Source organism: Micromonospora sp. IBHARD004, from assembly GCF_052814115.1.
Genome location: NZ_CP199934.1, coordinates 2,735,288 through 2,747,768 on the forward strand (window position 1 = coordinate 2,735,288; position 12,481 = coordinate 2,747,768).

Genomic DNA, 12,481 nt, shown 5'->3' on the forward strand with positions numbered 1-12,481 from the left:
TTGTTGTCGGGATGACTGTTTCAACAAGTTTTTGTTGGAGAGTTTGATCCTGGCTCAGGACGAACGCTGGCGGCGTGCTTAACACATGCAAGTCGAGCGGAAAGGCCCTTCGGGGTACTCGAGCGGCGAACGGGTGAGTAACACGTGAGCAACCTGCCCTAGGCTTTGGGATAACCCCGGGAAACCGGGGCTAATACCGAATAGGACTGCTGGCCGCATGGCTGGTGGTGGAAAGTTTTTCGGCCTGGGATGGGCTCGCGGCCTATCAGCTTGTTGGTGGGGTGATGGCCTACCAAGGCGACGACGGGTAGCCGGCCTGAGAGGGCGACCGGCCACACTGGGACTGAGACACGGCCCAGACTCCTACGGGAGGCAGCAGTGGGGAATATTGCACAATGGGCGGAAGCCTGATGCAGCGACGCCGCGTGAGGGATGACGGCCTTCGGGTTGTAAACCTCTTTCAGCAGGGACGAAGCGAGAGTGACGGTACCTGCAGAAGAAGCACCGGCCAACTACGTGCCAGCAGCCGCGGTAAGACGTAGGGTGCGAGCGTTGTCCGGATTTATTGGGCGTAAAGAGCTCGTAGGCGGCTTGTCGCGTCGACTGTGAAAACCCGCGGCTCAACCGCGGGCCTGCAGTCGATACGGGCAGGCTAGAGTTCGGTAGGGGAGACTGGAATTCCTGGTGTAGCGGTGAAATGCGCAGATATCAGGAGGAACACCGGTGGCGAAGGCGGGTCTCTGGGCCGATACTGACGCTGAGGAGCGAAAGCGTGGGGAGCGAACAGGATTAGATACCCTGGTAGTCCACGCTGTAAACGTTGGGCGCTAGGTGTGGGGGGCCTCTCCGGTTCCCTGTGCCGCAGCTAACGCATTAAGCGCCCCGCCTGGGGAGTACGGCCGCAAGGCTAAAACTCAAAGGAATTGACGGGGGCCCGCACAAGCGGCGGAGCATGCGGATTAATTCGATGCAACGCGAAGAACCTTACCTGGGTTTGACATGGCCGCAAAACCGGCAGAGATGTCGGGTCCTTCGGGGGCGGTCACAGGTGGTGCATGGCTGTCGTCAGCTCGTGTCGTGAGATGTTGGGTTAAGTCCCGCAACGAGCGCAACCCTCGTTCGATGTTGCCAGCGCGTTATGGCGGGGACTCATCGAAGACTGCCGGGGTCAACTCGGAGGAAGGTGGGGATGACGTCAAGTCATCATGCCCCTTATGTCCAGGGCTTCACGCATGCTACAATGGCCGGTACAATGGGCTGCGATACCGCGAGGTGGAGCGAATCCCAAAAAGCCGGTCTCAGTTCGGATCGGGGTCTGCAACTCGACCCCGTGAAGTCGGAGTCGCTAGTAATCGCAGATCAGCAACGCTGCGGTGAATACGTTCCCGGGCCTTGTACACACCGCCCGTCACGTCACGAAAGTCGGCAACACCCGAAGCCGGTGGCCCAACCCGTAAGGGAGGGAGCCGTCGAAGGTGGGGCTGGCGATTGGGACGAAGTCGTAACAAGGTAGCCGTACCGGAAGGTGCGGCTGGATCACCTCCTTTCTAAGGAGCACCTTCGCCCGAAAGGGTGTAAGGAGCCCGCGTCATCCGAATGTGGTGGCGGGGTGCTCAATGGCGGAGACACTGGTTAGTCGGATGCCGGCAACGGTCTCGGATGTCTAGTACACGCCCTTCGGGGTGCAGGAACGGCGGAAGTGATGCGGCTGGGGTTTGGCGTAGAGCACCCTGTTGGGTCCTGAAAGAACAACCGGTGGTTGTTTCTTTCGGAGCCTTGAGCGGAGCGTGAGCTTCGCGGGCTGCCAGGCATGGCCTGGCCTCGCATACCGCCGGCGGTTGTCGGGTTTGGTGTGGGGCGGATCGGGTTGTGGGTTGGTCGTTTGTTGAGAATTGCACAGTGGACGCGAGCATCTTTGTGGTCAAGTTGTCAAGGGCGAACGGTGAATGCCTTGGCACCAGGAGCCGATGAAGGACGTGGGAGGCCGCGATAGGCCTGGGGGAGCTGTCAACCAAGCTGTGATCCCAGGGTGTCCGAATGGGGAAACCCGGCACCAGTCATGTGGTGTCACCTGCACCTGAACACATAGGGTGTATGGAGGGAACGCGGGGAAGTGAAACATCTCAGTACCCGTAGGAAGAGAAAACAAATAGTGATTCCGTGAGTAGTGGCGAGCGAAAGCGGATTGAGGCTAAACCGGCTGCGTGTGATACCTGTCAGGGGTTGCGTGGTCGGGGTTGTGGGACCTTGCTCGACAAGCTGACACTTGTCGGAGGAGTTACAAAGCCAGTTGCTAGCCGAACAGTCTGGAATGGCTGACCGTAGGCGGTGAAAGTCCGGTAGGTGAAAGTGGCTGGCCTCCTGTGAGTGTTCCCGAGTAGCGGCGGACCCCTGAAATCTGCCGTGAATCTGCCAGGACCACCTGGTAAGCCTAAATACTTCCTGGTGACCGATAGCGGACAAGTACCGTGAGGGAATGGTGAAAAGTACCCCGGGAGGGGAGTGAAATAGTACCTGAAACCGTTCGCCTACAATCCGTCGGAGCCTTGCGGGGTGACGGCGTGCCTTTTGAAGAATGAGCCTGCGAGTTAGTGGCACGTGGCGAGGTTAACCCGTGTGGGGGAGCCGTAGCGAAAGCGAGTCTGAATAGGGCGATTCAGTCGCGTGTCCTAGACCCGAAGCGGAGTGATCTAGCCATGGGCAGGCTGAAGCGCGGGTAAGACCGCGTGGAGGGCCGAACCCACCAACGTTGAAAAGTTGGGGGATGACCTGTGGTTAGGGGTGAAAGGCCAATCAAACTCCGTGATAGCTGGTTCTCCCCGAAATGCATTTAGGTGCAGCGTCGCGTGTTTCTTGCCGGAGGTAGAGCACTGGATGGTCTAGGGGGCCCACAAGCTTACCGAAATCAGCCAAACTCCGAATGCCGGTAAGTGAGAGCGCGGCAGTGAGACTGCGGGGGATAAGCTTCGTAGTCGAGAGGGAAACAGCCCAGATCACCAGCTAAGGCCCCTAAGCGTGTGCTAAGTGGAAAAGGATGTGGGGTCGCACAGACAACCAGGAGGTTGGCTTAGAAGCAGCCACCCTTTAAAGAGTGCGTAATAGCTCACTGGTCAAGTGGTTCCGCGCCGACAATGTAGCGGGGCTCAAGCACACCGCCGAAGCTGTGGCATTCACATTTCAACCTCGCTTGGACTTGATTCCTTGTGCAGGTGTGTGGATGGGTAGGGGAGCGTCGTGCCGGGGGTGAAGCAGCGGGGTGACCCAGCTGTGGACGCGGCACGAGTGAGAATGCAGGCATGAGTAGCGAAAGAAGGGTGAGAAACCCTTCCGCCGGATGACCAAGGGTTCCAGGGCCAGGCTAATCCGCCCTGGGTGAGTCGGGACCTAAGGCGAGGCCGAGAGGCGTAGTCGATGGACAACGGGTTGATATTCCCGTACCCGCGAAAGAGCGACCCTGACGAACCTCGTTGTGCTAACCACCCGAGCTGTGGGCGGTCTTCGGACCAAACGCGGTGAGCGTGGGAACCTGACGGGTAGTAGTCAAGCGATGGGGTGACGCAGGAAGGTAGCTGATCCCGGCCGGTGGTTGTGCCGGGGTAAGCGTGTAGGCCGCACCATAGGCAAATCCGTGGTGCACATAGGCTGAGACGTGATGCCGAGCCGATTCAGGTGAAGTCAGTGATCCTATGCTGCCGAGAAAAGCCTCTAGCGAGTTCTTAGCGGCCCGTACCCCAAACCGACACAGGTGGTCAGGTAGAGAATACCGAGGCGATCGGGCGAACTGTGGTTAAGGAACTCGGCAAATTGCCCCCGTAACTTAGGGAGAAGGGGGGCCGGACGCGTGAAGGGACTTGCTCCTGGAGCGTGGTATGGCCGCAGAGAGCAGGGGGAAGCGACTGTTTACTAAAAACACAGGTCCATGCGAAGAAGTAATTCGATGTATATGGACTGACGCCTGCCCGGTGCTGGAACGTTAAGGGGACCTGTTAGCTCTTCGGGGCGAAGCGGAGAACTTAAGCGCCAGTAAACGGCGGTGGTAACTATAACCATCCTAAGGTAGCGAAATTCCTTGTCGGGTAAGTTCCGACCTGCACGAATGGCGTAACGACTTCCCCACTGTCTCAACCACAGGCCCGGCGAAATTGCATTACGAGTAAAGATGCTCGTTACGCGCGGCAGGACGGAAAGACCCCGGGACCTTTACTATAGCTTGACATTGGTATCTGAATTAGCTTGTGTAGGATAGGTGGGAGCCGGTGAAGCTCATACGCCAGTATGGGTGGAGGCAATCTTGAAATACCACTCTGGTTGATTTGGGTATCTAACTTCGGACCGTTATCCGGTTCAGGGACAGTGTCTGGTGGGTAGTTTAACTGGGGCGGTTGCCTCCTAAAGGGTAACGGAGGCGCCCAAAGGTTCCCTCAGCCTGGTTGGCAATCAGGTGTTGAGTGCAAGTGCACAAGGGAGCTTGACTGTGAGACTGACAGGTCGAGCAGGGACGAAAGTCGGGACTAGTGATCCGGCACTGGCATGTGGAAGCGGTGTCGCTCAACGGATAAAAGGTACCCCGGGGATAACAGGCTGATCTTCCCCAAGAGTCCATATCGACGGGATGGTTTGGCACCTCGATGTCGGCTCGTCGCATCCTGGGGCTGTAGCAGGTCCCAAGGGTTGGGCTGTTCGCCCATTAAAGCGGTACGCGAGCTGGGTTTAGAACGTCGTGAGACAGTTCGGTCCCTATCCGCCGTGCGCGTAGGATACTTGAGAAGGGCTGTCCCTAGTACGAGAGGACCGGGACGGACGAACCTCTGGTGTGCCAGTTGTCCCGCCAGGGGCACGGCTGGTTAGCTACGTTCGGAAGGGATAACCGCTGAAAGCATCTAAGCGGGAAGCTCGCTTCAAGATGAGGTATCCCACCCACTTTGTGGGGTAAGGCCCCCAGCTAGACGACTGGGTTGATAGGCCGGAAATGTAAGCCCGGTAACGGGTTCAGTTGACCGGTACTAATAGGCCGAGGACTTGACTACCAAGCTGCTACGCGTCCACTGTGCAACTCCCGACAAACGAACAACAGACCACGAGTGGTGGTGTTGTTTGACATGTCGATAGAGTTACGGCGGTCATGGCGGAGGGGAAACGCCCGGTAACATTCCGAACCCGGAAGCTAAGCCCTCCAGCGCCGATGGTACTGCACTCGGGAGGGTGTGGGAGAGTAGGACACCGCCGGACAATCTTCCAGTCGAGGGCCGCCCCATCCGGGTCGGCCCTCGACTGCGTTAGCGTCTTTGGGGACGCAATCAGGAAGGATGTACCTGTGAGTTCAGGACCGCAGGGCGGCGATCGCCCCCGTCGTGACGAGGACCGCGCCGGCCGCGAGCAGGGGCGTGGTGACGCCCGCCGCGACGACCGTCCCCCGTACCGGGGCAACCGCGACGACCGCTCGGGCGGACAGCGCACCGGTTCCGGTGGCGAGCGCCGTGAGGGCGGTTTCCGGCGGGACGACAACCGTGAGGGCGGCGGCTTCCGTGGCGGCGACCGCCGCGAGGGTGGCTTCCGCTCCGGCCCCCGTGAGGGTGGCTTCCGCCGAGACGGTGACGCGCCCCGTGAGGGCGGTTTCCGTGGCGGCGACCGCCGTGAGGGTGGCTTCCGCTCCGGCCCCCGTGAGGGCGGCTTCGCTGGTGGCGACCGTCGTGAGGGCGGCCCCCGGCGGGACGACAGTCGCGAGGGCGGCTTCCGCGGTGGTGACCGCCGTGAGGGCGGTTTCCGTGGTGGTGACCGCCGTGAGGGTGGCTTCGCCGGCGGCGAGCGCCGCGAGGGCGGCTTCCGGGGTGGCGACCGTCGTGAGGGCGGCTTCCGGTCCGGCCCGCGCGAGGGTGGCTTCGGTGGCGGCGACCGTCGCGAGGGTGGCTTCCGCGGTGGAGACAACCGCGAGGGTGGCTTCCGGGGCGGTGACCGCCGTGAGGGCGGGGCGCCGCGTGAGGGTGGCTTCCGCGGTGGCGACCGTCGTGAGGGCAGCGCCCCGCGTGAGGGTGGCTTCCGGGGCGGTGACCGCCGTGAGGGTGGCTTCCGCCGTGAGGGCGGGGCCTCGCGTGAGGGTGGCTTCCGGGGCGGTGACCGCCGTGAGGGTGGCTTCCGCCGTGAGGGCGGGGCCTCGCGTGAGGGTGGCTTCCGGGGCGGTGACCGCCGTGAGGGTGGCTTCCGCCGTGAGGGCGGGGCGCCGCGTGAAGGCGGCTTCCGCCGCGACGGCGAGGCGCCGCGTGAGGGTGGCTTCCGTGGCGGTGACCGTCGTGAGGGCGGGGCGCCGCGTGAGGGTGGCTTCCGCGGTGGCGACCGCCGCGAGGGTGGCTTCCGTCGTGAGGGCGGGGCGCCGCGTGAGGGTGGCTTCCGCGGCGGCGAGCGCCGTGAGGGTGGCTTCCGTCGTGAGGGCGGGGCGCCGCGCGAAGGTGGCTTCCGTGGCGGTGACCGTCGTGAGGGCGGGGCGCCGCGTGAGGGTGGCTTCCGCGGCGGCGAGCGCCGTGAGGGTGGCTTCCGTCGTGAGGGCGGGGCGCCGCGCGAAGGTGGCTTCCGGGGCGGTGACCGTCGTGAGGGCGGGGCGCCGCGTGAGGGTGGCTTCCGGGGCGGTGACCGTCGTGAGGGCGGGGCGCCGCGTGAGGGTGGCTTCCGGGGCGGTGACCGTCGTGAGGGCGGGGCGCCGCGTGAGGGTGGCTTCCGGGGCGGTGACCGTCGTGAGGGCGGGGCGCCGCGTGAGGGTGGCTTCCGGGGCGGTGACCGTCGTGAGGGCGGGGCGCCGCGTGAGGGTGGCTTCCGGGGCGGTGACCGTCGCGAGGGTGGCTTCCGTCGTGAGGGCGGGGCGCCGCGCGAGGGTGGCTACCGTGGCGGCGAGCGCCGCGAGGGTGGCTTCGCCGGCGGGGAGCGCCGTGAGGGTGGCTACCGTGGCGGCGAGCGCCGCGAGGGTGGCTTCCGGGGTGGCGACCGTGAGGGCGGCTTCCGGGGTGGTCCGCGTACCGAGCGGGACGGCGACCGGCGGGGCTACGACGACCGTCGGGACCGGGCCGGGGGCGGCGAGCGCGTCACCGGGCCGGCGCTGCCGGACGAGATCGTCGCGACCGACCTGGACTCGACCGTCCGGGCCGAGCTGCTCTCGCTGGCCAAGCCGGTGGCGGAGACCGTCGCCCGGCATCTGGTCGCCACCGGTCAGCTGATCGACGAGGACCCGGCCGAGGCGTTGGCGCACGCCCTCGCCGCCCGCCGGCTCGCCTCGCGGATCTCCGCGGTGCGGGAGGCGGTCGGGCTGGCCGCGTACCACGCGGGGGAGTGGCAGACGGCGATCGCCGAGCTGCGCACGTACCACCGGATGACCGGCTTGCAGAGCCACCTGGCGGTGCTGGCCGACTGCGAGCGGGCCCTCGGGCGCCCGGAGCGGGCGATCGACCTGTTCCGCGGCGCCGACCGGGCGAAGCTCGACCAGCCGGTCGCGATCGAGCTGCTGATCGTCGCCGCCGGGGCGCGGGGCGACCTCGGCCAGAAGGACGCGGCCGTGGCGATGCTCCAGGTCCCCGAGCTGACCGCCGACTCGTCCGAGCCCTGGGCCGCGCGACTGCGCTACGCGTACGCCGACGCGCTGCTCGCGGTGGGCCGGCGCGAAGAGGCGCGGGAGTGGTTCTCCCGGGCCGCCGACCTGGACTCCGAAGGGGAGACCGACGCGGCGGAGCGGCTGCTCGAGCTCGACGGCGTGGTGATCGAGGGCGACGACGAGGACGAGGAGTCCCCGGCCGAGGAGGTCGCCGCCGGACCGGGTGCCCCGGGCGCCGTGCCGGCCCGCCCCGACGCCGAACTGACCGGCGGTGACACCGAGCCGGACGACGACACGGACGTCGACGACGAGGGCGACGACGAGGACGACGACCTGTCCGACGAGGACGAGGACGACGACCTCGACGGCGACGTCCGTTACGACGACGAGGACGACGACGACCAGGACGACGACCTCGACGACGACGACCAGGACGACGACCTCGATGAGGACGACGACGATCGGGACCGCGGCGACGCCCGGTACGACGACGGCGACGACCTGGCCGAGGACGAGCTGACGGACGTCGAGGCGCGCGGGGTCGCCGACCAGGCCCGGTCCGGCCTGGCCGGCCCGACCGGCGGCGAGCCGGCCAGCGGGTCGGAGTCGGACCAGCGATGACCGCGGACGCCGGGGAACGGCTGGTCGACGGGTACACCCTGGTCGTCTTCGACCTCGACGGGGTGATCTACCTGATCGACCGGCCGATCCCCGGTGCGGTCGAGGCGGTCGGGCGGCTGCACGCCGACGGCAGGGCGGTGGCGTACGCCACCAACAACGCCTCGCGCCGCTCCAGCGAGGTGGCCGACCTGCTCACCGGCATGGGCGTACCGGCCCGGGCGGAGGAGGTGCTCACCTCGGCCGCCGCCACCGCCGAGCTGCTGCGCGACCGGCTCCCCGCCGGCGCGCCGGTGCTGGTGGTGGGCGCGGAGGCGCTGCGCGCCGAGATCCGTGCCGTCGGCCTGCGCCCGGTGTCCCTGGCCGACGAGGAGCCGGCCGCCGTGGCCCAGGGGTACGGCCCGCAGGTCGGCTGGGTCGACCTGGCCGAGGCGTCGCTGGCGGTCCGCGCCGGCGCGCCCTGGTACGCCACCAACACCGACCGCACGCTGCCCAGCGAGCGCGGTCCGCTGCCCGGGAACGGGTCGCTGGTGGCCGTGCTGCGGACCGCCCTCGGCCGGGAACCGGACTTGGTGGTCGGCAAGCCGGAGCCGGCACTGTTCGCCACCGCCGCCCGTCGGGCGGGCGGTGGGCGGACCCTGGTCGTCGGCGACCGGCTGGACACCGACATCGAGGGCGCCTGTCGCGCCGGGCTGGAAAGCCTGCTGGTCCTCACCGGCGTCAGCGACGTACCCGAGCTGCTGGCCGCCCCCGAGTCGCGCCGGCCGACGTACGTCGCCATGGACCTGGCCGGGCTCTTCGACCCGGCGGCGGTGGTCCGGCTGCCCGGCGTGCCCGACGACGGGGGTTGGTCGGTGACGGTGACCGACGGCGGCCTGGCGCTCGACGGCGCCGGACGCCCGCTGGACGCCCTGGCCGCGCTCTGCGCGGTCGCCTGGGCGGCTTCGACGGGCCCGGCGGTACGGGCGGAGTCGCCGGAGGCGGGCAAGGCGCTGGCGGCGCTGGGCCTGTCGGCCTGACGCCACCCCGGTCCGGCCGGAGCGGCCTGACGCCGGACCGGCTCAGAGCAGCTTGCGGAGCTTCATCAGGTCGAACGGGTTGGCCTTGATGGAGACCCGGCGTGCGCCGATCGCCTTGGTGATGTCGAGCTGACCGTGCACCAGCGCGATCAGGTCGTCGCTGCTGGCGCTCAGCGCGATCTTGGCCTTCGGGTCGTCGCCGTCGGAAAGGTCGACCAGCCGGCCACCGGAGATCCGGCCGTGGAACGCGGTGCCCAGGTCGGTGACCCGGCAGGCCAGCGTCCGGTCCAGGTCGATCCGGTCCTGCACGTCCGCGTGACGGTCCAGCCGGGCGGCCAGCTCCTGCAACGCCTGCCGGCACTCGTCCACGCTGGCCACATCGTCTCCTCACCAAATGCCGCGCCGTTCCCCGGCACCGTACCGCAACGGGTGGTCGGAGGGGCCCGGTAGCGTGACACCTGCACACCCCCCGCCCCGCGGAAGGACTCAGGCATGCAGGACGCGTGGCGCGCCTACCTCGAGCTGGCCATGGGCCTGACGGAGGCGCCCCGGAAGAAGGCCCAGGACGCCGTTCGGCGCGTGGTCGGTCAGGGCGGCGCAACCGCCGGCCAGTTGCAGGCGCTCGCCGAGGAGCTCGTCTCCACCGGCCAGGCGAACCGGGAGGCGCTGACCAAGCTGGTCCGCTTCGAGGTGGACCGGGCGCTCGGCGCGGTGGGGCTGGCCACCGCCGACGAGGTCGCGGAGCTGACCCGCCGGGTGCACGAGCTGGAACGGCAGCTGCGCGAGGCCAAGGCGGTGCCGGCCGGCGCCTCCGCCGCCGCGCCGGTCTCCGCGCCGGCGGGCCGCCCCGCGCCCACCCCAACGACCGCGGTGGCGAAGAAGACCGTGGCGAAGAAGGCGATCGCGAGGAAGCCGCCGGCCACCGTGTCGCGCACCCCCGCCGAGGAGTCGCCCGCCACGCCGGTCCGGCCGGTGAAGAAGGCGCCGGGCCGCAAGCAGACGCCGGGCGGCGCGGCGTGAGCGCCCCCACCGGCCGCCGGTCCGCGCCATGACCGGCCCGTACCGCCCCGGCCCGCCGCCCGGTCCGCCGGTCGGCGCGCGTCCAGGACCGCCGCCCGGGGTCCGCCCCGGCCCGGCGCCGTCGTTCGAGGACATCGAGGACGCCCGGCACCCGGCGGTGGACGCCGCCGTGCAGGCCATGACCAACGCGGCCGCGCTCTCCCCGGCGGACCAGATCGCCCAGTACGAGGCGGCGTACGAGACGCTGCGCGAGACCCTGGCCAGCATCGACCAGGCCTGACCCGACCGGAGAAGAACCACCCATGGCACGTCGCAACCGGCTGGATGCCGAACTCGTCCGCCGCGGCCTGGCCCGCTCCCGCGAGCAGGCCGCGGCGCTGGTGGAGGCCGGCCGGGTCCAGCTGCGCGGGGTGCCGGCCCGCAAGCCCGCGGCGATGGTCGACCCGGCCGACCCGCTGCTGGTCACCGGCGAGGACCCCACCGCCGAGTACGTCTCGCGCGGCGGCCACAAGCTGGCCGGCGCCCTCGCGGCGTTCGCCCCGGGCGGGCTGACCGTGGCCGGGCGGCGCTGCCTGGACGCCGGCGCCTCCACCGGCGGCTTCACCGACGTGCTGCTGCGCGGCGGCGCGGCCGAGGTGGTGGCGGTCGACGTCGGCTATGGCCAGCTGGCCTGGCCGCTGCGCAACGACGAGCGGGTGCGGGTGTTCGAGCGCACCAACGTCCGCACGCTCACCCCGGAGGCCATCGGCGGCGAGGTCGACCTCACCGTGGCCGACCTGTCGTTCATCTCGCTGCGGCTGGTGCTGCCGGCGCTGGCCGGCTGCACCCGGGCGGACGGCGACCTGGCGCTGATGGTCAAGCCGCAGTTCGAGGTCGGCAGGGAGCGGGTTGGCGCGGGCGGGGTGGTGCGCGACCCGGAGCTGCGGGCCGAGGCGGTGCTCGACGTGGCCGCGGCGGCGGCGCAGCTCGGCCTGGGCCTCGCGGACGTGGCCGCCAGTCCGCTGCCCGGGCCCAGCGGCAACGTCGAGTTCTTCGTATGGTTACGCCGGGGCGCGCCCGCCGCGGACCCGGAGCGGGTCCGCACGGTCGTGGCCGCCGGCCCCGAGGGCGTCCCACCACCCGCGGATCCCACGATCGAGGAGGTCGCCCGGTGAGCCGGACCGCCCTGCTGGTGACGCACACCGGCCGCCGACGCAGCACCGAGCACGCCCGCGCGGTGGCGGCGGACCTGATCGCCGCCGGTTTCGAGGTACGGGTGGTGGCCGAGGAGGCCGACGACCTGGACCTGCCCGGCGTCGTCCCGGTGACCGGCCCGGAGGCCGCCGAGGGCGCGGAGATCGTCTTCGCGCTCGGCGGCGACGGCACCTTCCTGCGCGCCGCCGAGCTGGCCCGGCCGGCGAAGGCCCCGCTGCTCGGCATCAATCTCGGCAAGGTCGGCTTCCTCGCCGAGGCCGAGATCGACGACCTGGACTCGGCGGTACGGGACGTGGTCGGGCGCAACTACACCGTCGACGAGCGGCTCACCGTCGACGTGACCGCCGAGTTCGAGGGCGGCCCGACCATCGAGTCGTGGGCGCTCAACGAGATCAGCGTCGAGAAGGGCGAGCGCGCCCAGATGCTGGAGCTGCTCGTCGACGTCGACGGCCGCCCGCTGTCCCGGTACGGCTGCGACGGGGTCGTCTGCGCGACCCCCACCGGCTCCACCGCGTACGCGTTCTCCGGCGGCGGGCCGGTGGTCTGGCCGGAGGTGGAGGCGCTGCTGCTGGTGCCGATCAGCGCGCACGCGCTGTTCAGCCGGCCGCTGGTGACCGCGCCGACGTCGACCTTCGTGATCACCGTCGACCCGTTCACCACCCTGGCGGTGCTCTGCTGCGACGGGCGGCGGGTCTACGACCTGCCTCCGGGGGCGAGGGTGACGGTGCGCCGGGGCGCGCTGCCGGTGCGGATCGTCCGGCTCCGGGCGCGACCCTTCACCGACCGGCTGGTGGCCAAGTTCGACCTGCCGGTGCAGGGCTGGCGCGGCAGCCGCCGGTGACTCGGGGGCCCGCCGGGTCGCCGCACCGTCCGCCGCCGACCGGCGCGCATACGCTGCTCAGCCGCCCGCTGGTACCGGCTTGGACCCGCCCCCGTGCAGGGCTGGCGGGCAGTTCCCTCCCGTCCATCAGCGGGGCGAACCGGCGCCGCTGACGTGCCGGACTGTGGCCCGGCTACCGCCGGGCAACCCGCCGGACATCGGGCGGTCCGGCCCCGG

At 68.9% G+C, this 12,481-nt stretch carries 8 protein-coding genes and 3 rRNA genes; 9 read left to right on the forward strand and 2 right to left on the reverse strand.

What is annotated here, in order from left to right:
• Positions 1-31: 31 nt before the first annotated feature.
• The 3 genes from ACTWO6_RS13320 (at position 32) to rrf (ending at position 5,229) form a co-directional block, all read left to right on the forward strand.
• A 16S ribosomal RNA gene (locus ACTWO6_RS13320) occupies positions 32-1,547 on the forward strand.
• A 372-nt stretch (positions 1,548-1,919) separates the two neighbouring features.
• Positions 1,920-5,027 (forward strand): 23S ribosomal RNA (locus ACTWO6_RS13325).
• Between the two features lie 85 nt (positions 5,028-5,112).
• A 5S ribosomal RNA gene (gene rrf / locus ACTWO6_RS13330) occupies positions 5,113-5,229 on the forward strand.
• Together the 16S, 23S and 5S rRNA genes form the textbook arrangement of a ribosomal RNA operon.
• Positions 5,230-5,320: 91 nt before the next feature.
• On the opposite strand, the gene ACTWO6_RS13335 is transcribed toward rrf, so the two are convergent.
• Positions 5,321-7,180 carry a hypothetical protein gene (locus tag ACTWO6_RS13335; RefSeq protein ID WP_446220878.1) on the reverse strand — a complete coding sequence of 620 codons (1,860 nt, stop codon included), beginning with the start codon at positions 7,178-7,180 and terminating at the stop codon, positions 5,321-5,323.
• Between ACTWO6_RS13335 and ACTWO6_RS13340 the strand changes: the two genes are divergently transcribed.
• Both ACTWO6_RS13340 and ACTWO6_RS13345 read left to right on the forward strand, forming a co-directional pair.
• Complete coding sequence (locus tag ACTWO6_RS13340) at positions 7,136-8,194, forward strand: tetratricopeptide repeat protein (RefSeq protein WP_446220650.1); 1,059 nt, start codon at positions 7,136-7,138, stop codon at positions 8,192-8,194. The two genes, ACTWO6_RS13335 and ACTWO6_RS13340, sit on opposite strands and share 45 nt — an antisense overlap.
• Entirely contained in the window at positions 8,191-9,210 is a 1,020-nt protein-coding gene (locus ACTWO6_RS13345; protein WP_446219929.1) for an HAD-IIA family hydrolase, read from the forward strand. Before ACTWO6_RS13340 ends, ACTWO6_RS13345 begins: the two co-directional genes overlap by 4 nt.
• Positions 9,211-9,252: 42 nt before the next feature.
• Here ACTWO6_RS13345 and ACTWO6_RS13350 read toward each other — a convergent pair whose 3' ends face one another.
• Positions 9,253-9,588, reverse strand: a complete 336-nt coding sequence (locus ACTWO6_RS13350; RefSeq protein WP_446219930.1) for an SCP2 sterol-binding domain-containing protein — start codon at positions 9,586-9,588, stop codon at positions 9,253-9,255.
• A gap of 114 nt (positions 9,589-9,702) precedes the next feature.
• Between ACTWO6_RS13350 and ACTWO6_RS13355 the strand changes: the two genes are divergently transcribed.
• Genes ACTWO6_RS13355 through ACTWO6_RS13370 form a run of 4 tightly spaced genes read left to right on the forward strand, consistent with a single transcriptional unit; the run spans position 9,703 to position 12,265 of the window.
• Entirely contained in the window at positions 9,703-10,230 is a 528-nt protein-coding gene (locus ACTWO6_RS13355) for a phasin family protein (protein WP_446219931.1), read from the forward strand.
• A 28-nt stretch (positions 10,231-10,258) separates the two neighbouring features.
• Positions 10,259-10,510, forward strand: a complete 252-nt coding sequence (locus ACTWO6_RS13360) for a hypothetical protein (RefSeq protein WP_446219932.1) — start codon at positions 10,259-10,261, stop codon at positions 10,508-10,510.
• A gap of 22 nt (positions 10,511-10,532) precedes the next feature.
• On the forward strand, positions 10,533-11,384 hold the full coding sequence (locus tag ACTWO6_RS13365) for a TlyA family RNA methyltransferase (protein WP_446219933.1): 852 nt from the start codon (positions 10,533-10,535) through the stop codon (positions 11,382-11,384).
• Positions 11,381-12,265: an NAD kinase gene (locus ACTWO6_RS13370; RefSeq protein ID WP_130334455.1), complete on the forward strand. Its 885-nt coding sequence runs from the start codon at positions 11,381-11,383 to the stop codon at positions 12,263-12,265. The genes ACTWO6_RS13365 and ACTWO6_RS13370 overlap by 4 nt, the downstream gene beginning before the upstream one ends.
• The last annotated feature ends 216 nt before the right edge of the window (positions 12,266-12,481 follow it).